Source organism: Chryseobacterium sp. CG10_8 (assembly GCF_058117085.1).
In genome coordinates, this window is record NZ_JBYVEB010000048.1 from 1 (window position 1) to 23,755 (window position 23,755).

The window sequence follows — 23,755 nt, forward strand, 5'->3', positions numbered from 1 at the left end:
ACATTTAAAAGTAGTAGATGTAGACAAGATGCCACTAATCATCGATGTAAATATTTTGATTAACTTAGCTAGATAGTTTTCTCCCCCTTAATTATATGGTTAATTAGCACCTAATTTAGCACCTATAAAAATAAAATCCTGTAAATCGGTAATTTACAGGATTTTCTGTGGAGTTGGAGGGACTACATTTTTAAATGTAATTTAGTTTGGCTTTACTTTTGTATTTGGTATAAAACCTTTATTTAAGGTAGTTTAATTAAAATTTGATTTAATTTGATTAAATGATATTTAAAAATTTCGGATACAATTTCGGATACAATTTTAAAATGAGTATTACATTATGGCATCAGTTAGTTACTATTTGAGAAGTAAAGTTCTAGATAAGGAATGTACAATTTGGTTACGATTTAGAGATAAGAATATTGACTTGAAAGTTCCTATACCTTACCTATCATGTAAGCCAAAAGATTGGAAAGATGGAAAATGTAAGATTGCATCTAAAAAAGTTACTGAAAATGATATTGATACAATTAATGTTCGTTTGTCAAAATTGGAAGCTGATATTATTTCAAAATTTAAATCAGATCATCCAGAAGTTGATATAAAAGGTTGGCTAGAATCTGTTGTTGAGCCACAAAAGGTAAAGCTAGATGAAGAGACTATATATTCTGATGAAGTACTTTCTTTTTTTGATGTATATATAAATATAAAGAAAAATGAAAATGCCTCTATTTCCACTATTAAGAAGGCTAATGTTGTAAAGAATTTGTTAAGTCGATATATTGAACATAAACAAACAAAGAAAAAGACATTTACGAATTTAAAATTTAAAGACTTAGATAATCATTTCAGGACTGATTTTGAAAGTTATTGTAAGAAAGAATTATATAGTATCTCAACAACTTATAGAGATTTGAAATTTTTAAAGACAGTCTGCAAAGTTGCTGAATCATTTGATATTGATGTTCATAAACATGTTATGAGTTGGAGGTTTGAAGTTGAAAAAGCTACAAAGCATATTCCTAAATCAATTTATTTGACATTTGAAGAGCTTGAAAAGATTGAGAACGCCAAAATGCCACATGACTATCTGGATAATGCCAGAGATTGGCTTTTAATTGCTTGTTATACGGCGCAACGTGTTAGCGATTATTTAAGGTTTACTTCATCAATGATTGTAGAAGATACAGAGGGACAGAGATATATTGAATTTACACAGAAAAAAACTAATGCTAAAATGAAAATTCCTTTATTGAAAAAAGTTTTGGAAATTTTAGCTAAACGTGACGGAGAATTTCCACGTAAAATCTCAGAAGTAAAACTTAACCTCTATATAAAGCAAGTTTGTAAGATTGCCAAGATTGATGAAATAGTATATAACGGAAAGACAGAGGTTATAGAAAGAGAGGGTAAAAAGAATGTTACAAGAAAGGTTTTTAGTGAATTCCCTAAGCATGAGCTAGTAACTTCGCATATTGGGCGTAAAAGTTTTGCCTCAAATTTTTATGAAAAAATACCGACTGCTTATTTGCTTAATTTTACTGGACATACGACGGAAAAACAACTATTGACTTATATTAATAAAACGGATGTTGAAAAAGCTAAATCTACTGCTAAATTTTTCAGTAATTTAGGATATTAATTATTCCATGTCATTTTGGCATGATTTTTGTATTGTTTTGATTAACGAAGTTGGAAATATTTATAATATGAAAAACTTTAAATTGTAATTTTGACTATTAGGCAAGATTATTTAAAAAACCTATTAATGTACATTAGCATTGATAGGTTTTTTGCTTTAAAGGCGGTAATTGAAATTTTACTCGCCTAACAGGGGAGTTATGTCCTGTGATTAATAATAGTAGGAGAATAATAAACATATAGTGAATAATGGATAAATGAAGACCTTTAAACAAAGGGGTCTTTTTTTTATATCCAAAAATTTATTATGCATAAAATAATATTAATATAAAACAATTGAAAAATGAACACATTGCAACTGGTACAAGTACCAAAAGACGAATTAATTAAAGAAATTGAAAACGTAGTTATGAAAGTATTGGAAGCGCTTAATTTCGGGAAGCAAGCAGAAAATGAAAAAGAACTTTACACCCGAAAAGAAGTGATGGACTTATTAACAGTTACGGATACAACACTTTATAATTGGAATAAGAAAAAGATTTTGACAACTAAAAAAATCGGACATAGAGTATATTATCTAAAAGAAGATGTTTTAGCATTTAAAAAGTAATAATTATACACCAATCAAGCGAAATATTATGAGTAAAATCTTAACAAATTACTCAAACCTAATATAATATGAGGTTTTAGAGTTACTATTAATAAAAGTCTGAACATTCTAGACCCTTTCAGACTTTAAAATGAAAAATTTTAAAGTTAGTTTATTAATCTGCATTGGAATATCCCTTTGTATAGGGTTTCTATTGCCTAAAAATTAAACAATTATGTTCAGACAGATATATTTAAGCAAAGTAAAAGAAACGGGAGCTAATGCTTCTGTTTTTATTAAAAATAGTGATGTAAGTTTTTTGTATAACCTTAAAACTGCTTATAATGCTAGATAATATAAAACTGCAATTCAAAGATAAAACCGTTGTAGAAAAGTGGTTAAATGCTAATGGGGGTAAATTTCCTACTGTACAGAGAAAACACATCACTACAAATGTTGCAGAATCCAAAGAAAAAACTTTCGTAGAAAAATGGTTAAATATTTTTAGAAATAAAATTCCTGCTTTACAGAAAAAGCAATTAACGGAAAATAAAGCCTCATTTACGACTTATCCTATAATTGCTAATGTAGAGAATCTTAAATTGAGAATAAGCGAAAAAATGGCGGTTTTAGAAGGTTCTATACATAAGTATTTTAATCACTTAATGCATAATGATTTAAGTAGTAGGGGAGACGATAATGATTACAGTCATTTATTGGATAATAACTATAATGATTTCTACTATGCAGAGATTTTACAGTCATTGGAAACATTGCAGGATTTTTTTGAAGGTCTGGACTTAAATGATGCGACCATTACAGAGCTAGAGTTCGGTTTCAATTTAAAAGTGGAACGTGATCCAGACGATTATATTAACTATAATTTTCTGCTGTATGATTATAAAGCCCCAACGAGTAATTATAATGATGTTAATACCTGTTTTGTAAAATTCTTACATAGCAAATTCGGCTTTAAGGTGTACAGTAAGAAGAAACAAAAACATTTACATACCAATATTATGAGGGTGGAGATTGTGTTAAAGTCTAACCATTTAAGAGAATTGGGTATAACTCAGTTTGATGATTTATTTGCTAATGGGAGTATAGAGAAATTGTACACCTATTTTTGTGAAAAAATGGATAATTTTATTTTGACAGATAACAGAAACCAAAAAGAAGGTCTTGCAGAAAATGTAAAACAAGCGATTGGAAATTATTTAGAACCCTCATTTTGGCGTGATTTAAAAGGTAAACCTAATCTTAACAGGGTTAAACAAGCGTTTCAAAAGTTACTCGCAGATAATGACATGTTACATACAAAAGCTTATATTAAAAACCTTTTACAGAGGAAATATGAACAGCTATTTTATGGGGTGGTGGATGATGATATTCAAGATATAGAATAATGTAAATGATTGATTATTCAACAATGTATATAATGAAAAAACAATCATAAAAGAAAAAGTAGGAAAAAATACCTTCCTACTTTCTCTTTTATCTTAATTATGAATTAGCTGTTAATCTAATTTCAAGTAAACTAAGCAATCCGTCATATATTTGTTGTCTATCTACATTTAATTCAAAGCATTCAATAATACAGTCGTCTAGTGCTTTGCGGTCCTCTTGTTCCAGCTCGTCTGCAACAACCATTATATTTCTATTTTGTAAAGGTGCAAATGCTGATTTAATTCTTGTGATTTTTTCTTCATCAAGTTCCGAAGGATCTAGAATATGCATAAAATTTTCAATTCTATCTTTACTTAAATCAAGTGCCCCTTGACCTCTACCAAATCCCATGCCTTCTATAATAAACATTGATATTGTGCAATTTAATATTGCGTGATATAATTCAATGTCAACTTCAGAAATTGGATCTAGTCGAATTAGTCGCTGGTCAACAAATGCGGGAGGGTTTACTCTTCCAACAAAAAGTCTTTCACCGTAATTAATGAACATGACCAAATCGGTTAGTGTGTCTGTTTTCATTTCATACCACATTAAATTACTAGTAGTCAGTTTTCGGATGTTTTCATCTGTTTTGAAGTGATTTATCCAATTTAAAGCACCATTGTGTCCTAAATGATTAAGGTTCTCCTCTGTTATAGAACAGGAGAAAGCTTCTCTGGCTGCTGTAGTGGTAAGCCTTACGAAATCAGTGGGGCTTTTAACTAATGGCTTTAAATATTGAGGCTCTATCCCATGATTTCTTGCAGGGTAGAACAATGTATTATTTCCGCGTCTTTCTCCTCGTTTTATTTTAAATACATTACTAAGTTTTTGTAAAGGTAGATCTAAAATCCAATCACAATTAACAAATTGAGCATTGCCTCCCAAACCGAGTGCTCTAAATAGCTCAAGATTCTCCCTATTAATTGCTCTTATGGTCATTGTATCATTTTGGGTTTGTCCAATTTCTATTTGGGCTGCTGTTATTTGAATAGATTCATTGTCTTCTAGTTCTTCAAGTGGGCGAGTAAGAACAATAAACTTAATCTCATTGTTTGATTCTGAAAGTGTAGTTTTTTTCTCTAGGATCAGAATATTAGTAACTACTTGACTATTTTGAAACCAACGTCCTGCTCCAGATGTAATAACACTTTTCAAATCGTAGAATCGTCCTATGTTGTTATAGAAATCGTCACCCCATTTAGTGCCTAACCAAGCATTGGTTATAATTATTCCTAACCTTCCACCATCAGTTAATAATGGATGTAAAGAAAATGGGAGATATGCTGAAATATCAGCCCTTCCTGTGATTTCACCTCCAATTTTTCTGTTTACTTCATTGATTGCATTTCCATACTGCGCTCTTCCATTTTGAGAAACAAAAGGTAAATTGCTAACAATTGCTTGAAAATAACCTAGGTTTTCATTAAAAGCTTCTCCAGTTGTGGGATTGCGAAATGTAACTTCTAATTCAGGTGTTAACTCAAAAGCATCTTTTTGAAATACTCTTAATGGCATATGCATTAATTCAGGTTTTGCAATTGCAAAGGTTGCAATCTGTACAGCCTGTGGATCTTGGTCTCCAGCATATATACCTTTTGAAATTTCTTCAGGAGTTACTCCCATACTTAATTTTTGCTCTAATGCAGCTCGTACAATAGTTCCGCTTCCACAACAGGGATCTAAAACTTTATCATTCACGGTGTTTTGAACGCATAAGTTTACGAGTAGTTTTGCTAATTCTATCGGTGTAGGATATTGTCCTCGCAATCTTCTAGTACTTAATTCAACAGTTGCTTCAAGAATCCCAGATAGTTGCGATTGGTCTACAGAGCCAATTCGTAAATCGCTTAATAAATAATTAAATTGTTTTAATTGATTCCAAGTCCTTTCGGGAACTAGATCTAGTCCTATTCCCTCGGAAGAAAAAATAGTCCAAAAGTTGCAATTTTCTGAAAGTTGTCTAAAGAGATCTAATGCTTGAGATGGAGTTGTATCATCATTTATGGTGGCGATTTGTTGTGCTCTAATATCTGTTTCTCTTAGAATCTGCGCAAATAAAATTTTACCAATCCAATTTGAAATAATTACCTTCCCTAAAACATTTGTCATTGTATCTTCTCCATATTCTGCTTGGTAGCGATCCCACCAAAGAGTCATTTGAGAACGTAGAGTTAGGTTTCTATTACTTGCTTCAACAACTGCATTAGAAACATCTGAAGAATTGTCCATTATTAATGAAGTTACTCCGCCACTACGATATGCTTCTATAAATGGTCTCCCTTCAATGGTTCCTCGATCAAATAAATCATTCAGATATAAAAAGATTTTTCTAGCTAAACTTTTCCACCTTTCTTGATTATTTGAAACCTGTTGTCTAGTTCTTATATCAAGTAGATCAGTCCAGGTAGTGTGAATTTCAAAAATATCAGTATTATTATTTCGAACATATAAAACTGCACTTGAAACATTCCATAAAAGGAAACTATCTAGTCCAAGAGCTCTAGCTTTAATCTCGGCATTTGATTTGAAAAAAATATCATCTATACTGGTATCAGGCATTTTAAGCTCCCAGCCTTGTAAAATTCTAGCAGTAGATCTATCTCCAAATAGTAAAACATCAGGGAAAAGGCTTCCTCCCTCTGTTTGTATTGTTTGTTCCCCACCTGCGTCTTTAATTGATCTATTAGTGTCTGATGAAAGTTGTTTCAAATATCCTATGAGATCAATAGCCCATGATCTTTCGTTGTAATTTGGTGAAATTTGCATTTATTATTAGTTTTTATTTAGCGCTTACACTGATGATTTCATCTACGTCAACCATTCCTCGACGGGGTGTTTTTCCAGCCTTAGCATTAGGTTGTAATTCAGAAAATAAAGGAGCGGGAGCAATGTTTTGTTTCATATTTTCTTCCACTTCTGTTAATCTTTGTTTTGCTATTTGAATATAATCAATCTGCTTCTCTTTAAAAAGATGTACTTCTTCATTCTTTTCAATTCCAATAAAGCGTCTTCCTTCCAAAGCTGCTGCAACCAAAAAACTGCCACTCCCAAATGTATTATCTAAAACAATGTCTCCTTCTTTGGTAAACATTCGTATCAAATATCTACCTAATGCAACTGGTTTTTGTGTAGGGTGCCAAACTTTTCCACCTGTTTCGCTTTCTGCAGTTTTACAATATAATGTATCAGTTGGAAATCTATCTCCTTCACTTTTTACTTGGACTGGTTTAAAATCTCCATAACTTCCAGTGTATTGAGCCTTTCTTGTTCCTTTATTATAAGGCTCTCCTTTAGACATAATTGGGGTGTAGTCGGGTTGACTTCCATAAAAAATACAAATATCTTCATGTTGTCGAAGAGGTTGTCTTCGAGCGTTTAGAAAATTAGTAGGTTTACTTTTTACCCATACAAATTTATATTTAAACCAAGATTCATTACTTAAAATTAATTTTGCCGTAAATATACCTTGTGAAGTCAAAGCAATTACTCCTTTAGGCTTTATTATTCTTTTATATTCAGCCCATAACTTATCCAACGGAATAACGCTATCCCATTTATTTTGAGTAGTCCCGTACGGTAAATCGCACAGTATTAAATCCACAGACTTATCGGGCAAGTTTTTCATGACCTCCAAACAGTCTCCTTCATATATTTCACCACCTAGATATTTCATTTATTGGTTCTCAAAGATTTATATTAAAGTGCACGTTTAAATATATGTGAACTCTTTATAATTGCAAGCACAAAAGTAGTATTTTTTATCTCAATTTACATTATATTTGTTGTTACAAATCATAACAATGTCAATTTTTTCAGATAATATCCGTATCCTTAGGGGGAAGCAAAACTTGTCACAGCAAAAAGTTTCCGATGCTTTATTAATAACTAGGGTTCGTTATGCAAAATATGAAGATGGTACGTCAGAGCCTCCAATAGAAATTTTAATTAGAATTTCTAAATATTTTCGTGTTAGTATTGATCTTTTGGTGTCGGTAGATATTCGAAAATATCCATTAGAAGAAATGTTGAAGTTACCTGATAATAGAATCCTACTACCGATTATGGTTGATGAATCAGGGAATAATAGAATTGAAATAATTCCTCAAAAAGCTTCGATGGGTTATTTAAATGGATATACTGATCCTTGCTATATTGAAAGTTTACAGAATATTTCACTCCCATTTTTAACAAATGGAAAATATAGAGCTTTTCCTGCTGATGGTGATTCAATGCCTCCATTTAAAGATGGAACATTTATAGTTGGAAAATATTTAGAGAACTTATCAGATTTAAAATCTAATAAAACTTATGTTTTTGTAACCTTGAATGAAGGAATTACTTATAAAAGATTTCAAAATTTTAATGAAAACTCTTTGTCTGTTAAAGCAGATAATGATTTTTATGAACCTTATGATATTTTTTTAACTGATATTGTTGAGGTTTGGGAGTTTGCATGTAGTATTAATACTAAAGAATTTGATGCTGATGAATTTTCAGGGCAGAATGTAAAGGAAATGTTTTTAGAGTTGCAAAGAGGTATAAATAATCTTAATATAAAATTATCTGAAAAATAAATTTATTTTAGTTTGCTTTTTAGCTGGTAAATCGAATTTTTTACAATACATAAAAGGTTTCATGTATAATATAGCTATTGTCAAGCATTTTTTATTAAAAATGTTTTTTAAGTCTATCAGTAAAAAGTTTTAGAATATACAAAAAGTAGTAAGCAAAACCCACATACAAAACAGCAAATGAGATTGACATTAAGAAAAACTCTATATTATCCCATGTGCTGTATTCTCTGTATGGAGTTGTAAGGCAAATAAATCCAGAAACAGAACTTAGAATCTGAAACATCATTTTGCGTTATTAAATGGATTTTTTCCCTCCCGCATAAAAACTGTACCCATTTTTTGATACTGGATGGGTTGCTGATTTACACATACCGTATAAATCCCACTACCAAAACCATTCTGCGCCCGAATTATAATTACATCCTTTTCGTTAACTCCATTGTCTATGGCTACGAACTTTTTAAGACGGTTGTTTTTGATTGGTTCTTTAAAATCTTTTGGTAAAACGCACTCTTTAGCGGTTTGTGATTCTTTCGGTTTTTCTTCCTGTGCAAAATAAAGAGTTGGTAATGTGAACATTAAAGTAAAAATTAATTTTTTCATAATATTTAATTGTTTTAAAAGTTAATTTGTAATATAAGTAGGCTAATAATTCCCGTTATTAGTAATAAAACTCCCATACAGCCACTTTGTGAGCTATTATTTACGTAGGTTGATGATGATTTCGTTGTATTTTTTTCAGAATTGTATTTGTTGATAACTCCCTGTGGGGTTAAACCACTCATAAATAGGGGCTTATTACCTATCTTTTCTTCAAATACTTCGCAACATTCTTTTGCGTAAATATAAATTGTCGGGGTAAACATGAGACGTGCTATTGCTCCGTCAAGGGGATATTTGTCTTCTCTCCAAAATGCAATATCGCCTTTTCCGCCAATCATTTTGTAGGCATTTATCAAGTGTAGATTGGGTTTTAAATCTCCGAACATGAGATTTTTATGAAAGTCTTTATTAAGAAGGTGTTTTGTTTTGCTTACAAACTCCCAATATTTCATGTTTTGTTTTTTCTCGCTCCATTCAGTCTGGTTGTAGCTGATTTCGGCTTCCATGAAAAGAGTTGTAGCAATCTCTTGAAAGTTCTTTTGTTTTTCTAATTCAATGATTTTGTGTAGATACCCCATTTTATAATGTATTATAAACGACAAAGCGTGGAACTATTCACACTTTGCAAAAGAGGTATTTGGCATAACCTGTACACAAAAGCAGAACAGCCCACGCAGTCGTGGGTGTCTAACTTTTGCTCCTGTGCACTTTTAAATCGCCAAATTTTCTTTTGCAAAGCAATAAGTCTTACACTTATTTTCGTTAATGTTATTCTAAAATAGCATGATAGCTTTTTAGATAAAATTTTCTATATCAATAATTAAACCGTTTTAAATTTCATGAATTGCAAAAATGATAAAAAAATCCGATACCTCATTACGGATTTTGAAAATTCTTTTTTATATGTCCCGATAGAGTACCCATATCAGTCTAAGGCATACCCTGAAAAGACATTTTTGTCTGTACCCCCCTGCCTTTTAAACTTCAAGATTATTTTTTACTAGCTATATGGTAACCTCAACATTTTTTAAGATGTTTTTACGGAGAAGATTTACAACTTCATAAACCATATAGATATTATTGTATAGATGATTGATTATTCAATGATGTGTATATTGAAAAACGAATCAAAGGGATTTATATGTCAAAACAAAGGTGTGACGCACTCCTGAAAATGAAATTGTTTATTATTACAATAAATAGAAGCACAAAAAAAGAGTTAAAATTCCATTGTTGAAAATCATAGCTCCTTATATATTCTATATATCTAAAATGGTACTAATTTATTTGAAATCATTTCTATAGTTCGTATCTTTACGTCCTAATAAAGCTTTTATAATTGAGGTTTATTCAAATAGATTAAATGAGGTTTAATTAGATCAAATAATTACCAAATTTAGTTTTCGGATACAATTTCGGATACAAAACAAAAAAGAGAAAATGTAATTATTTAAAAATCAATAATTTACAAATTCTCTTTAGCTTAAAAAGTGGAGTTGGAGGGATTCGAACCCTCGTCCAAACAAGCAATACGCAAGCTTTCTACATGCTTATTTTGCTATTGGTTTTCGTCATAGAGCAGACAGCAAACAGCCAACTTTACGCTTATCTTCTGAGATTTTCGTGTCTTTGTCGAAGTTCCAAAGACCTTATTTCTGCTTTTTCTATGCCTCAGTTTCAGACGTTGCAGAACGTAACTTCTGGGAGACATCTTGTTTCCTTACTATACTTCGGGAAAAGTGTTAATCCTACTATGATTCAGATTAAGCAGCAAGAGCAAACTCTTCGTTGCCAGTTAAAATTTGTAGCAAGGGATTTAAGAGATCGCGCTACGGTTCTCTGCATGCTTACTTACCCATTGGTCTTGCTGTCGAAACCGGTCAACCCCAATTTTGTAAGTGTGCAAATGTACGAAAAATACAAGTTTACTCTTAGGATTACATTTTATTTTCTTCATAGAATTTTCAATTTTAAATGATCAAAATTGAAATTACCCCGTATAAGTATGCACACTATTCTGTGCTGTTGGCAAGTAATTGACACCAAACCAACATGTTAAAAGTAAAATAAAAGCAAAGACAATAATAATGAAAGGAATGCTATCATTATTATTTTTAAACTTATATCTATAATGGATATATACCAAATACCCTAACCAACTGATGAATGCCCATGTTTCCTTTGGGTCCCAAGTCCAATAATGTCCCCAAGCTTCTTTTGCCCAAAGTGCTCCAAATAAAAGACCGAGAGTTAAAAAGCTATAGCCCACATTAACCAATCGATTCATGATTTCTTTTTGGTGTGAGGTATCTTTCTTTTTAAAATGAAGGTAAAGTCCTGCTAAAGCCACCAAAGTTGCCATACCAAACATCGCATAAGCAAAGATGTAAACTACGACATGAGGAACAAACCAAACGCTATGTAGCGCAGGCATTAATGATTTATTAATGGTGTCAGGATTTAAAAAAGTAATGAGTAGAAACACACTTCCCATTACAGTGGAGTAAGTTAAAATCCATTTTTGACGATAAAGCGCGTACAAAATTAACCCGATTAGTGCAAGAAAAAATGAATACCAAATCCTTGTTTCTGCAAGTGTTCTTAAAGGAGGTCTTTCAAGATTAATCCATAGTCCAGCAATAAATCCTCCTAAAACGATAACAGGAATTGTTTGTAATATAATTGAAACGAGCTGAAGTTTTTTGCTTTTAGTATACAAGACCATTCCTGAAACCAACCAAAAGAAAACAACTAGAAATACGATATAATTAAAATATTGCCACATACCTATTTTCGATTTTGAATTAAGAAACTAATTGTTCCCAACATTAAAATAAAAATCCCCACATAAACCAAAGGAAGCCAAGGATCTAATACCAATTCTAAAACACTGATATCCGACCAACGTCCTAATTGCTCATCATAACTCACTTGATAAATTTTCCATCCATTAACAGTGAGAGGTTGGTTAACCAATATTTCGGCTTTTTTGATTCCCTCACTTTCTTTTTCATAAACCAAAACGTCTGACTGATATTTTTTTGCTTCGGGTGGAGCCATTACTAAGGTGTAATCATTGTTTAGTTTAATGGCTTTTGGTGGGAACATAAAATTTCCGCAAGAAATCCACTCTTCTTTTACTTCACCAGTTTTTAGATTTTTAACACGGACTTTAGCGGCATTAGTTGCACCCCACATTGGATTTTTATCGTAGGTATTTTCCTTTACTACAACAGCATTTTCTTCATACTGTAAAAGCGTAACTTCCCAATCGATAAAGCGATGCTTCAAACCTTTTTTTTCTAACATAAAGCCGTCTGGTTTCTCTTTTGGAAGACTTTCACCTTCTTTATTGATGATGAAAAGTTTGTTAGGATAAATTTGCATGTCGAACTTCTTCAATTCTAGTGCATAAGGCAGTTCCATAATGTTGCCGTCTTTGTCAACGCCACGCCATTCTGGTTTATCCTTTTCTAAAGTCATTTTCAGTTTAGTTAAATCGCCTTGCCCCAAAACGCCAGCAAAAAGCGCTAACCAAAGCCCAAAATGATTTAAAATAAATGTGATATTTTTCGTTTGAAAATATAGAGATCTTTTGAGAATTGCTAACCAAAGATTGACCAATAGTAGAAAAAAGATTAATGCAAAATACCAAGTACTCGTAATGGAATTAACTCCAAAGCGCATTAATAGGTGATGTTTGTGATCTTGTTCATCAATTGCGAAAGTTCCTAAACCAATAGTGAGAATTCCTAAAATAAGAGTCGTGACAATTGCAAAAGGAGCTCCATCCAAGAGGTGTATCCATTCTGTTTTTTTAAAAAGATAAAAAACTATGGTCATAACAATTACAAAAGTGGCTCCTGCAATAATATTATTGGGGAAAGCCATAAATTTTACAGGGATACTACCCACAAAATATTGAAGAACAAGACCGATAATCAAAAAACATAAATTCAGGATAAGAGCATCTCTAAATTGAGTTTTATGATTAAAAAATGAGATGGAAGTCATCTATAATTTTTTTCTATTATTGATTAAATGAAATACTAGAATATACTGTTGGAAGTACATAAAAATTCCCACAACTGCCATATTTCGTTGTTGGCTATTGTGGGAATTTATAAAAGTAAACTATTTTTCGTCCATTAAAATTCCCTTTTGTTTGGCTTTTTTCAACCATTCGGGAACTACTGTTTTCATAAATTGCTCCTTAGCACTTTTTTCTTTAGGTATATCAAGCCCTATATATTTTTGAGCTTTAGCTTTAGAAGAGACATCAGGCATTACAAATTTCCCTGCTAAATTTTTCTTAAGAGCAATAGTATTCATCTTAGATTCTGCTTCTACGGCAAGATACATTCCGTCACCAAGAATTCTTTGGGCTTCTAATGGTGCATGGAAAGAAGCTCCATGAGATGCTGTTATAAAATCCCATCTCCATTGAGATTTACGAATAAGATCTAAAACTGGCTTCATCTCTGCATCAGTTGCTTTGTTATCCCATAAGAACTTAGCCATAAGATGATCTTTTGCCAATTGTTTTTCTAAACGATTTCTCAATGCAAACACCATATCTTGTCTTTCGTAAACATTCTGTGTCAAAGTCGCTTCAGATTCTCTGTGGCAAACTTGGCAAGTATTATTGATATTAGCCAATGGACTTGAAATGTGGTGGTCAGTAAATTTAACACCTCCTTCAGATTTATAAGGCATATGACAGTCTGCACAAGAAACTCCTCTTTGCGCGTGAATTCCTAATTTGTAAACTTCAAAGTCTGGATGTTGTGCTTTCAGAATTGGAGTTTTACTTAATTTGTGTACAAAGTCCACATGTTTTTCATTATCGTAATAAGCCTCCATTTCTTCCATACCTGTACCTTTATCCCATGGAAACGTAAGATACTTATCTTCTCCTTTAAAATAATACTCCACATGACATTGTGCACAAACTAACGAACGCATTTCTTGATGAGAAGCTTGTTTCACATTTTTACCAGCTCTTTGTAATGCTTCAACCAAAGCAGGACGTGTAATTGTAAGATTCATGGTTTTAGGATCGTGACAATCGGCACATCCAATAGAATTTACAACCTCGCTTCCTAAAGAAGACCATTTAGCTTTATAAAAATTAGCTACCCCCATTTGATTCATCATTCTTGGAACGTCAGGACTTTTACATGTCCAACAAGTTCCTGGCTGAACATCTGGATGCGTTGCGTCCGGAGCTCCCGTTCTGAGAGTTTTAGTAACATCCTTTACTGCATAATAATGTCCACGAGGAGCACCATAATCTTTTGCAAAGCCATAACCAGCCCAAAGAATTACCATTTCTGGACGCTGTTCCAACATATCATCGTCATTACTACTCATATGCTTGGAATGAAAAGTTGTGTCAGCGGTTTTCTTCCAAGACTGATATTCTCTTGGATAGAACTCTTCCCAAGCTTCATTTCTGGATTCGAAATTTTTAAGATTATTAGCTGAATAAGTAAGCTGTACCGACTCTGCTTTTCTCTGCACAATGGAACTGGCAAGCATACCCAATCCGAATACCACCAAGGCTAAAATTCCTATTATTAACCAATTCTTACGTTTCATACCGTTATTATTTAGGAGACTTTTACTATAATTTTATTTTTTACTTTCTACCATTTTATCCAACCAATCAGGAACTGGAGATTCTGCTAAAGGGACCCTCGCATTAGGTGCGGAATTGAGGCCTCTTGCTTTTCCATGAGGCACTTCTCTATGGCATTCCCAGCAAAGTTTTTCATTATCCTTATGAGCCATATCTGCAGTAACTTGTCCTGTTGTAACCACACTATTAAGTGTTGAGTGACAGCGAATACAATTTTCTTGAACAACTGTCTCTCCTGGTTGACGTATTTTAATGACTTGAGGTTCTAATCTTAAGGAATACATGCTAGCATGACGCATACCATCCATCGCTTTGAAATAATATTTCCTAGCCACGTTGTCATGAGGAACGTGACAATCATTACAAGTGGTTGATCTACCATGTGAAGAATGGAACCAAGTTGCATATTCCGGAGCCATGATATGACAGTTAACGCAAGCTTTGGGATCATCCGATAAGTAGGAGTATGCATTGGAAATGTAGAATACATATAGGAACATTCCAAACATAACCCCTAAAAGGACAGGGATGATATATCTTTTTTTACTCTTATTGTTTATCTCTTTGCTCATGGTTGATACTATGATAAGTTCAAAAGCATTAAATTAAGATACTGAGATCCGATTCAAAGTTAATTTTAAAGCAAATAAGTCTGCTTTATTATTCTATGATAAGTGTCAGTATATGTGGGTGATTTTTGTCATGCGAGATTAAAATTTAGGCGAAATCCTAGTTTGTCAAAAATGTTTAGGTATTTTGTTGTTGGAATATTCCATGTTTTCTCAATTAGACCTGAAAGACAGAAATTTAGCTTTAGGCAAGTTGAAGATATTTTGTAAAAAAATAACCCACTAAAAAGTGGGTTATTGATAGGTATTTGATTGAAATTCAAGTTAATATTAATAAATTCAAAATTTTAATAGAATTTAATTTCTATTTTTCAATAAAATCCATCCAGATTTTTTCACAAGTTTTTTACTTATTGGGTCTATCCATGTCAGTGTATACCAGTAAGTTCCTGTTGGTAATTTAGAACTACCATAATTTCCATCCCAGATGGTTCTGTCTTTTGTGACTTTGAAAACTTCAAGTCCATATCGATCGTAGATGGATCCTGCGAAGTTTTTGTAAACACTCACTGTACTGAAATCTACTTTATCATTATAACCGTCCGAGTTAGGAGATATAAAGTTGTTCATGAAGAAGGTATAGTATTCAACCTGAGTGTAACAGCTTACGTCCTTAACTCTTGCATATATAAAGTAAGTTGTATTGTCTTTAACATTATTGAAAACATTGGAAGACTGCCAAGTACTTCCGCCATCTATGGAGAATTCATAATTTGTGGAGCTGGAGGTTTGGGTAGTAATAATTGTCAGTGTATTGTTCTCGTATGTAACCTCTGTAATCTCAGGCACAACTGTATAAGCCGCGTTAGCACTAAAAATATTGGTACAAGATCCATTGTTTATTGTAACGGTATAGGTTCCTTCTGTAGTTACACTTATAGTTTGTGATGTTTCACCAGTATTCCAGAGGTAAGTGTAGTTAGGTCCAGAGCCTGCATCTAACAACCCACTATCTCCTTTACAGAATTCAATATCTGTTAAAGTAGAAACAATTTTTGGTACGACAGTTATTGTGATGGTTGCTGTATTTCCTTGGCATCCATTTGCGCCAACTCCAGTCACTGTATAAGTCGTTGTTGCCGTCGGACTTACCGTCTGAGTATTACCTGTTCCCGTTAATCCTGTCCAAGTATAAGTTTGAGCACCTGTCGCAGTAAGAACAACTGAATCTCCAAGACAAATGCTCAGCTTCGGAGCAGTGACATTAATTGTTGGAGGAGTAGTGTTCTTTACAACGGTTACGGTTGAACTTTTCGTACATAAGTTACCTGTAGTGTTAGTAATTGTTAGGGTATAAATTCCAGGTTGATTAACAATAGGTGTTAAAGTGTTTGCTCCTGAAACTATATTGCCTGTTGTTGTAGTCCATAAGATAGTAGAACTCGATTGGAATGTTGAAGCAGACGCATTTAAAGTAACTGTCGGATTGCTACAAGTAATTTGTGCAGGTTGAGCAATACTAATATTAATAGTCGGATCCATGGTTACTGTCGTACTCTGTTGAAAAGTACAACCGCCAGGCGTGGTTACTGTAACTGTGTATGTGCCAGCTGTAGTAACATTAATTGCAGCTGTTGTTGCACCAGTTGACCATGTAAACGTGTTCCCCGTTCCGTTCGCAGTTGCTGTTAAAGTTGTAGCTGATCCTTGGCAAAAGCTTGTATTTCCAGTTATTTGTAAATTAGGATTTGCATTAGCAACGATAGCAACAGAAGTAGGAGAGCTGGTACAGCTTCCTTGAGTTACAGTCAAAGTGTATGTTCCAGCTGCTGAAACCGTAATGCTCTGTGTTGTTGCTCCTGTAGACCAAACATTTCCACTTGTGTAATTAGAGGTAAGAACAACGGGAGAACCGGCACAGATGGCAGGTGCGGATTGAGTTATAGTAGGAGTAGGGATCAGACCTACATTAAGTTGTAATTGCGCAATAGCAAAACAATTTCCATTATCAACCCTAACATATATAATGGCAGTTGGTGAATTATACGTTGCTGGTGTACCAATGTTGTTAGTGTTTCCAGCTTGCGCGTCGGCCAAATTTGTATAATAAGTGAAAGTTACTCCTGTAGATGTTGAGATAGCAGATTGCGCAGCCGTCAAATCAAAATTAGCAGTTGTTCCTGTAGAACACATATTCAAAGTTGAATTGTTTGCTGTCGGAGTTGTGTATTGGGTAACTGTAGCTGTCTGCTGAAATGTACAGCCACCATTAGTTGTTACTGTCACGGTATAAACTCCAGGCGTATTGACAGTGATTGTTGGAGTTGTTGCGCCATTTGACCATGAATAAGAATTTCCTGTTCCATTTGCTGTTGCAGTCAATGTCGTTGAATTTCCAGAGCAAAAAGTTAAATTTCCAGTTATCTGCAGATTTGGATTGGAATTTCCTGTAATCGTAACGGATGAGGTAGGGCTTGTGCAAGTTCCATTATTAACGCTTACTGTATAAGTTCCTGGAGTGTTGATGGTAATGCTCTGTGTAGTTGCTCCAGTTGACCAAGTGTTTCCAGAAGCATAATTTGAAGTTAAAGTAACCGAACTGGTACCACATATTACCGTGCTAGAAGGAGTAATAACAGGCGCTGAAGGATTTTGGTTTACAGTTAGCTGAAGTTGAGCAATAGCAAAACAATTTCCATTGCTAACTCTTACATAGATGATTCCGGTTGCGGAGGTATGCGAAGAGGGATTTGCTATATTCCCTGTTGTGCCAGCTTGAGCTGCCGCAAGGCTAGTATAATAACTAAAGGTTGCACCAGTGGTAGTTGAAATATTAGATTGTGCTGAAGTTAAATCGAAGGTAGCTGTTGTTCCTGTCGCACATTGAGACAGACTAGCGTTTTGTACGGTTGGGACAGGATTAACATTGACGGTGACTCCTGCTGTTTGTGAGCAAGTACTGTTTGGTATATTAACCTGAACAGTATAATTTCCAGCTTGAGTAGCAGTATAAGAGGAAGACGTCGCTCCACTAATTGCCACATTGTTTAAGTACCATTGATAGGAGGTTCCGGTTATTTGCACATTTGCGTTCATGGTATAACTTTCTCCACTGCAAATTGTTGCGGTTGCAGGTAAGGGATTACCATTGTTGTCTTGCAATACTAGTCCAATGTTGAAAGACCCCGCTTGGAGAAAAACACCTGAGTCATAAACGGCATCAGAAAAATCTGCGATTACCATTTTGAAGTGATAGGTTTGGCCAGGTGTAACATTTGCGGTCGCAGTAAGAGGTACTGTTCTACCAGCAAAATTGGTTTCAATATTTGCGGTATTGGTTCCACCGTAATACTGTTGGTTAACAGCTTGACATGTGCTTGAAAAAGTTGGATGAATATTACTTACACTTACGGGGCCTGCTCCTGCTGGTAAAATCGCTAAATTGGTATAAGTTGTACCACCTTGAGGTTTGATTAACAATGCAAATCCATCCGTATATTGACAGGGATTTGCAATATATTCTTCAGAAGCAAAAATATAGTTGAAAGTTACCTGTGAGGTCAATGGAACAAAATCAAATTCAATATAAGTTGCATCAAGTAACTGCGCATTTGATACTCCAATTGCTGTTGCTAAATCTGCATCTCCTCCAGTTCCTAGCGTGCCAGTTCCTCCTTGTCCTAGATTTGCCGCGATGTAATTATTACCACCATTTCTTGCTGGACCAGTCATTAACAAAATTCCATCAGTGAAAGGAAAAGCAGTAGTTCCTTTATTGAAATATCCCCATGAGCGATTATTGTTGCTTACTCCTAGATTTGGTGAAACAACTACATTGGAAACATTGCCACCACAACTTGATCCGCCACTAATCAATACATCAGTAATTAATTGGGTAAGCGAATAACTACTTTGAGGGTAGCCTGCCGAATTGACATCTATAAAACTACCTAATCTCATTGAGGCAGCAGAAGGAGTTTTTGCAATTGGCGCTCTTTGAGAAAAGGAGAGTCCAAAAATCAAAAACAAAACAAGGGTGATATATTTTTTCATATTCTTATTTCAGAAATAAAATTATTTGGGGTAAATTTAGTCATTTTTACATTAATGTGATTTTTGTGAAAATATTTTAGATGAATAAATAAAAATTTGTCCACTTAAAAAATAATTTTTACTTTTGCAGTCCAAAATGAGATGTAAACTATGTTAATAATTCCAGTAAAAGACGGAGAGTCTATTGATAGAGCACTTAAGAAGTACAAAAGAAAATTCGATAAAACAGGAGTTGTAAGAGCTCTACGTTCTAGACAACAATTTGTGAAGCCTTCTGTAACATTAAGACAAGCAAAGCTTAAAGCAGCTCATAAGCAAAGACAAGCAAGTATAGAAGAACAAGCTTAAAAAGTTCTTTTTTATAATATTATATCACTACCGAATGCCTATATTTGGTAGTGATTTTTTTGTTTGTAGATATATGATGATCGATAAATTTTTAGAGTACATTGAGTTTGAGAAACGGTATTCGCCTAATACGGTATTAAGTTACAAAAAGGATTTAGGGGATTTTTCGTTGTTCCATTTAGAAACTGAAGCAACCGCTGATATTACGAATGCTAACAAAAGAACTGTGCGTAATTTTATTGTAAAGCTTAGTGAACAAAAACTATCCAAGAGAAGTATTAATAGAAAGTTGTCTTCACTGCGAAGTTTTTATAAATTTTTGTTAAAGATAGAAGAGATAGACGTTTCACCAGTAGAAACTATTGGGGCAATCAAGTTTTATCCAGAAAAGCAAGTTGCGTTTTCAAAGGAGGAGATGCATACTTTACTTGAAGATGTAATAGCGGATGCTCCATTGCTTGATCGTATTATTATAGAAACTCTTTATCAAACAGGTGTCCGTAGAATGGAGCTTTGCGGAATTAAAGTCGAGGATTTGGATTTTGGTAAACAAGAGATAAGAATATTTGGGAAGGGTAATAAAGAACGGATTGTTCCCATTTCCAGAAAGTTAAGTCAGTTACTACAAGAGTATAGTGCCAGTAGAAGTCCGCGAGAACAATATCGTAGTTATTTCTTCGTTAAAGAGGATGGGAAAAAAATCTCAGAAAAATTTGTGTATCTAATCGTTAATAATTACCTTAGTCTTGTTACGACCAAGAAGAAAAAAAGCCCACACATATTAAGGCATAGTTTCGCAACACATGTGCTAGATAATGGGGCTGAAATCTCAAAAGTAAAGACTATATTGGGACATGCATCGCTTGCATCAACGCAAGTATACACCAGTGCCAATATAGAGCAACTAAAAAAGGTTTTTAACAAAGCGCACCCAAGAGCAAAGAAGGACAACGATTAATGTAGTTAAGTACTAACATCAAAATTAGAAGGAAAATGAAAATTACAGTACAATCCATAGGATTAACTCCTCACGAGCCACTAGAAGAATATTTAAATAAAAAAATATCCAAATTAGACACTTTTTATGATAAAATAATAGAATGTGAAGTATATTTGAAGGTTGAAAACATTTCAAGCAAAGAAAATAAGACTGCAGAAATCAAATTAATTGTCCCGGGAGAAGACATCGTTGTCAAGAAAACTAGCAAGAGTTTTGAAGAAAGTCTAGACCAATGTACCGACGCCGCAAAAAAATTACTCATTAAGAAAAAGGAACTTACGTAATTTTTTTAAAAAAAATGTAAAAAACTTTTTTGTATTTGAAAACTTGTGCTATATTTGCACTCGCAAAAAAGAACAAGCGCTCTTTGTTAAAAATTTGCCTCCATAGCTCAGTTGGCCAGAGCACGTGATTTGTAATCTCGGGGTCGTGGGTTCGAATCCCTCTGGAGGCTCTTTTATAAATTTGGGAAGATTCCAGAGTGGCTAAATGGGACTGACTGTAACTCAGTTGCTTCGGCTTCGCAGGTTCGAATCCTGCTCTTCCCACTTTTTATAAAAAAATATTTGCAGGTTTGAAAAATAGTTTTTAAATTTGCACACCGTTTACCAACAAATAATTTTGTAAACAAAATTGCGGAAGTAGCTCAGTTGGTAGAGCGTCAGCCTTCCAAGCTGAATGTCGCGAGTTCGACCCTCGTCTTCCGCTCAAAAATCACATACCAACTTGGATATGTGATTTTTTTTTCGCCGACGTAGCTCAGGGGTAGAGCGCTTCCTTGGTAAGGAAGAGGTCGTGAGTTCAAATCTCATCGTTGGCTCAATTTTGATCCTGAAGGTTTTCAGGATTTTTTTTTGTACAGTAAATATCTTTTGAGTTTTCCAAAATTTCATTAAATTTGCACATCCAAATACGGTAATTACTGAGGCGCAAGTGTTTGAGGAAAGACTTTGTGGGTTTTTTTTCAAAAAAATGATTTTTGTATACAAAAAATCACTATATTTGCGGACTGAAATTTGAAAAATTAAAATAATTAAATAATTTGAATCATGGCAAAGGAAACGTTTAATCGTAACAAACCGCATTTAAACATTGGTACCATCGGTCACGTTGACCATGGTAAAACTACTCTTACTGCTGCTATCAGTAAAGTATTGTCCGATAAAGGACTTGGGCAAGCAAGAGATTTCGCATCTATTGACTCTGCTCCAGAAGAAAAAGAAAGAGGTATTACAATTAATACTGCACACATTGAGTATGAAACAGAAAACAGACACTATGCTCACGTTGACTGTCCAGGTCACGCCGACTATGTAAAAAACATGGTAACTGGTGCTGCTCAAATGGACGGAGCTATCTTGGTAGTAGCTGCAACAGATGGACCTATGCCTCAAACTAGAGAGCACATCCTTCTTTGCCGTCAGGTAAACGTACCTAGAATTGTTGTTTTCATGAACAAAGTTGATATGGTAGATGATGCTGAGCTTCTTGAGCTTGTTGAGCTTGAAGTAAGAGATCTTCTTTCTACATACGAATATGATGGAGATAACTCTCCAGTTATCCAAGGATCTGCTTTAGGAGCACTTAACGGTGAGCCAAAATGGGTTGCAACTGTTGATGAATTAATGGATGCTGTTGATACTTGGATCGAGCAACCAGTAAGAGATCAAGATAAGCCTTTCTTGATGCCAATTGAAGACGTATTCTCTATTACAGGTAGAGGTACCGTAGCAACTGGTAGAATCGAGGCTGGTGTTATCAACTCTGGTGAAGCAGTAGATATCGTTGGTATGGGTGAAGAGAAATTAACTTCAACTGTAACAGGGGTAGAGATGTTCAGAAAAATCTTAGATAGAGGTGAAGCTGGAGATAACGTGGGATTACTATTGAGAGGTATCGAGAAAACTGATATCAGAAGAGGTATGGTTATCGCTAAGCAAGGATCTGTAACTCCACACAAAAAATTCAAAGCAGAGGTTTATATCCTTTCTAAAGAAGAGGGTGGACGTCACACTCCATTCCACAACAAATATCGTCCTCAGTTCTACGTAAGAACTACTGACGTAACAGGTGAAATCTTCCTTCCAGATGGAGTAGAGATGGTTATGCCTGGTGATAACTTGACAATTACTGTAGAATTGTTACAACCAATCGCTCTTAACGTAGGTCTTAGATTTGCGATCAGAGAAGGTGGTAGAACAGTTGGTGCAGGTCAGGTAACTGAAATTATTGACTAATCGTTAGATTATAAAACTATAGTTCCGTGAGGAAACTTACGGAACTTTTCTTTCTACGGGCATCGTCCAATGGTAGGATACCGGTCTCCAAAACCGTTGATCAGGGTTCGAATCCTTGTGCCCGTGCAAATTAATTAAAATGAGTTCATTAGTAGATTTTATTAAAGGTTCCTATAACGAATTCAGATACAAAGTAGAATGGCCAAAATGGTCAGAACTTCAGAGTTCTACAGTAGCAGTAACAATATCTACTGTAATTTTAGCTTTGTTCTTGTTTGGTGTAGATGAGTTGTTTTCTAAATCCATTAGGAATATTATCCAATTGATGGTTGAACTTTTCAACTAAAAGATTCAAAGAATGAGTGATTTGAAATGGTATGTTCTTAAAGCGATAAGCGGACAAGAAAGTAAAGTAAAAATGTATATCGAGAACGAGATACAACGTCTTGGTATGGATGCTTATGTAACTCAGGTAGTAATTCCTATGGAAAAGGTTATCCAGTTGAGAAACGGGAAGAAAGTTCCAAAGGAAAAACCTTATTATCCTGGATATTTGATGGTGGAAGCTAACCTAATCGGGGAAGTTCCTCACGTAATCAAGAATATTCCTGGAGTTATTTCTTTTCTTAGTTTAACCAAAGGAGGAGATCCTGTGCCAATGAGAAAATCTGAGGTTAACAGGATGCTAGGAAGAATGGATGAATTGGCTGAGTTTCCAGTGGAGGCAGCTATTCCATATGTTGTTGGAGAAAGTGTTAAAGTGATTGATGGTCCATTCAATGGTTTCAATGGTACAGTAGAGAAGATATTGGAGGATAAGAAGAAACTTGAAGTATCAGTCCTTATTTTCGGTAGGAAAACTCCAATGGAACTTAACTACATGCAAGTAGAGAAAGTTTAGTACTTTTTTAAGTTTATTAAAATATAAAACCACTCCGAAAAGAGTGGTTTTTTGTTATAAAGTTTTTGTATAGAATTAAGATAAGAAATCTTCAGTTCTTTCTGATTCCTTTTTCGTGGATTCGAGGGATTTAATTCTAGTTTATTAGTA

20 protein-coding genes, 5 tRNA genes and 1 other RNA gene are annotated in these 23,755 nt (G+C 34.1%); 15 read left to right on the forward strand and 11 right to left on the reverse strand.

The window, feature by feature from the left end:
• The first annotated feature begins 340 nt into the window (after window positions 1–340).
• From AC4AGG_RS09145 to AC4AGG_RS09155, 3 genes are all read left to right on the forward strand, one after another.
• The gene (locus AC4AGG_RS09145; RefSeq protein WP_489771692.1) at window positions 341–1,642 is read left to right on the forward strand and encodes a phage integrase SAM-like domain-containing protein; all 1,302 of its coding nucleotides are present in this window, start codon (window positions 341–343) and stop codon (window positions 1,640–1,642) included.
• 342 nt (window positions 1,643–1,984) lie between these two features.
• Window positions 1,985–2,251 carry a helix-turn-helix domain-containing protein gene (locus AC4AGG_RS09150; protein WP_489771693.1) on the forward strand — a complete coding sequence of 89 codons (267 nt, stop codon included), beginning with the start codon at window positions 1,985–1,987 and terminating at the stop codon, window positions 2,249–2,251.
• 323 nt (window positions 2,252–2,574) lie between these two features.
• The gene (locus AC4AGG_RS09155; protein WP_489771694.1) at window positions 2,575–3,636 is read left to right on the forward strand and encodes a hypothetical protein; all 1,062 of its coding nucleotides are present in this window, start codon (window positions 2,575–2,577) and stop codon (window positions 3,634–3,636) included.
• Between the two features lie 97 nt (window positions 3,637–3,733).
• Here AC4AGG_RS09155 and AC4AGG_RS09160 read toward each other — a convergent pair whose 3' ends face one another.
• Together AC4AGG_RS09160 and AC4AGG_RS09165 are read right to left on the reverse strand one after the other, a co-directional pair.
• Window positions 3,734–6,445 (reverse strand): N-6 DNA methylase, encoded by a 2,712-nt coding sequence (locus AC4AGG_RS09160; protein WP_489771695.1) that lies wholly within the window; start codon window positions 6,443–6,445, stop codon window positions 3,734–3,736.
• Window positions 6,446–6,458: 13 nt separating this feature from the next.
• Window positions 6,459–7,352, reverse strand: coding sequence for a DNA-methyltransferase (locus tag AC4AGG_RS09165; protein ID WP_489771696.1), 894 nt, complete (start codon window positions 7,350–7,352; stop codon window positions 6,459–6,461).
• Between the two features lie 127 nt (window positions 7,353–7,479).
• Between AC4AGG_RS09165 and AC4AGG_RS09170 the strand changes: the two genes are divergently transcribed.
• Window positions 7,480–8,253, forward strand: coding sequence for an XRE family transcriptional regulator (locus AC4AGG_RS09170; protein WP_299183488.1), 774 nt, complete (start codon window positions 7,480–7,482; stop codon window positions 8,251–8,253).
• A gap of 94 nt (window positions 8,254–8,347) precedes the next feature.
• Here the strand turns inward: AC4AGG_RS09170 and AC4AGG_RS09175 are convergent, their stop codons facing one another.
• The 9 genes from AC4AGG_RS09175 to AC4AGG_RS09215 all read right to left on the reverse strand — a co-directional run bounded on the left by AC4AGG_RS09175 (window position 8,348) and on the right by AC4AGG_RS09215 (window position 19,119).
• Complete coding sequence (locus AC4AGG_RS09175) at window positions 8,348–8,539, reverse strand: hypothetical protein (RefSeq protein ID WP_489771697.1); 192 nt, start codon at window positions 8,537–8,539, stop codon at window positions 8,348–8,350.
• Window positions 8,536–8,856 (reverse strand): hypothetical protein, encoded by a 321-nt coding sequence (locus tag AC4AGG_RS09180; protein ID WP_299183485.1) that lies wholly within the window; start codon window positions 8,854–8,856, stop codon window positions 8,536–8,538. The genes AC4AGG_RS09175 and AC4AGG_RS09180 overlap by 4 nt, the downstream gene beginning before the upstream one ends.
• Before the next feature lie 14 nt (window positions 8,857–8,870).
• Window positions 8,871–9,434 (reverse strand): hypothetical protein, encoded by a 564-nt coding sequence (locus AC4AGG_RS09185; protein WP_299183483.1) that lies wholly within the window; start codon window positions 9,432–9,434, stop codon window positions 8,871–8,873.
• A gap of 910 nt (window positions 9,435–10,344) precedes the next feature.
• Window positions 10,345–10,744, reverse strand: a transfer-messenger RNA (tmRNA) gene (ssrA, locus tag AC4AGG_RS09190).
• Window positions 10,745–10,846: 102 nt separating this feature from the next.
• A complete protein-coding gene (gene ccsA / locus AC4AGG_RS09195) occupies window positions 10,847–11,641 on the reverse strand; it encodes a cytochrome c biogenesis protein CcsA (RefSeq protein ID WP_489771698.1) in 795 nt (264 codons plus the stop codon).
• Window positions 11,642–11,643: 2 nt separating this feature from the next.
• Window positions 11,644–12,870, reverse strand: coding sequence for a cytochrome c biogenesis ResB family protein (locus AC4AGG_RS09200; RefSeq protein WP_489771699.1), 1,227 nt, complete (start codon window positions 12,868–12,870; stop codon window positions 11,644–11,646).
• Window positions 12,871–12,990: 120 nt separating this feature from the next.
• Window positions 12,991–14,457, reverse strand: a complete 1,467-nt coding sequence (gene nrfA, locus AC4AGG_RS09205; RefSeq protein WP_489771700.1) for an ammonia-forming cytochrome c nitrite reductase — start codon at window positions 14,455–14,457, stop codon at window positions 12,991–12,993.
• A 33-nt stretch (window positions 14,458–14,490) separates the two neighbouring features.
• The gene (gene nrfH / locus AC4AGG_RS09210; protein WP_489771701.1) at window positions 14,491–15,069 is read right to left on the reverse strand and encodes a cytochrome c nitrite reductase small subunit; all 579 of its coding nucleotides are present in this window, start codon (window positions 15,067–15,069) and stop codon (window positions 14,491–14,493) included.
• A gap of 354 nt (window positions 15,070–15,423) precedes the next feature.
• Window positions 15,424–19,119, reverse strand: a complete 3,696-nt coding sequence (locus AC4AGG_RS09215) for a choice-of-anchor L domain-containing protein (RefSeq protein WP_489771702.1) — start codon at window positions 19,117–19,119, stop codon at window positions 15,424–15,426.
• Window positions 19,120–19,269: 150 nt separating this feature from the next.
• Here AC4AGG_RS09215 and rpsU point away from each other — a divergent pair, with 150 nt between their 5' ends.
• The 11 genes from rpsU to nusG all read left to right on the forward strand — a co-directional run bounded on the left by rpsU (window position 19,270) and on the right by nusG (window position 23,605).
• Entirely contained in the window at window positions 19,270–19,467 is a 198-nt protein-coding gene (gene rpsU, locus AC4AGG_RS09220; protein ID WP_489771703.1) for a 30S ribosomal protein S21, read from the forward strand.
• 76 nt (window positions 19,468–19,543) lie between these two features.
• Window positions 19,544–20,425: a phage lytic cycle repressor MrpR family protein gene (locus AC4AGG_RS09225; protein ID WP_489771708.1), complete on the forward strand. Its 882-nt coding sequence runs from the start codon at window positions 19,544–19,546 to the stop codon at window positions 20,423–20,425.
• Window positions 20,426–20,460: 35 nt separating this feature from the next.
• Window positions 20,461–20,751 carry an HPF/RaiA family ribosome-associated protein gene (locus tag AC4AGG_RS09230; protein WP_489771704.1) on the forward strand — a complete coding sequence of 97 codons (291 nt, stop codon included), beginning with the start codon at window positions 20,461–20,463 and terminating at the stop codon, window positions 20,749–20,751.
• 96 nt (window positions 20,752–20,847) lie between these two features.
• Window positions 20,848–20,921, forward strand: a tRNA-Thr gene (locus AC4AGG_RS09235).
• 13 nt (window positions 20,922–20,934) lie between these two features.
• Window positions 20,935–21,015 (forward strand) — tRNA-Tyr (locus AC4AGG_RS09240).
• A gap of 87 nt (window positions 21,016–21,102) precedes the next feature.
• Window positions 21,103–21,175 (forward strand) — tRNA-Gly (locus tag AC4AGG_RS09245).
• A 40-nt stretch (window positions 21,176–21,215) separates the two neighbouring features.
• Window positions 21,216–21,287, forward strand: a tRNA-Thr gene (locus tag AC4AGG_RS09250).
• Between the two features lie 229 nt (window positions 21,288–21,516).
• Window positions 21,517–22,704, forward strand: coding sequence for an elongation factor Tu (gene tuf, locus AC4AGG_RS09255; protein WP_489771705.1), 1,188 nt, complete (start codon window positions 21,517–21,519; stop codon window positions 22,702–22,704).
• A gap of 55 nt (window positions 22,705–22,759) precedes the next feature.
• Window positions 22,760–22,830, forward strand: a tRNA-Trp gene (locus tag AC4AGG_RS09260).
• Between the two features lie 13 nt (window positions 22,831–22,843).
• Window positions 22,844–23,050: a preprotein translocase subunit SecE gene (secE, locus tag AC4AGG_RS09265; protein WP_489771706.1), complete on the forward strand. Its 207-nt coding sequence runs from the start codon at window positions 22,844–22,846 to the stop codon at window positions 23,048–23,050.
• 12 nt (window positions 23,051–23,062) lie between these two features.
• Complete coding sequence (nusG, locus tag AC4AGG_RS09270; RefSeq protein ID WP_489771707.1) at window positions 23,063–23,605, forward strand: transcription termination/antitermination protein NusG; 543 nt, start codon at window positions 23,063–23,065, stop codon at window positions 23,603–23,605.
• The last annotated feature ends 150 nt before the right edge of the window (window positions 23,606–23,755 follow it).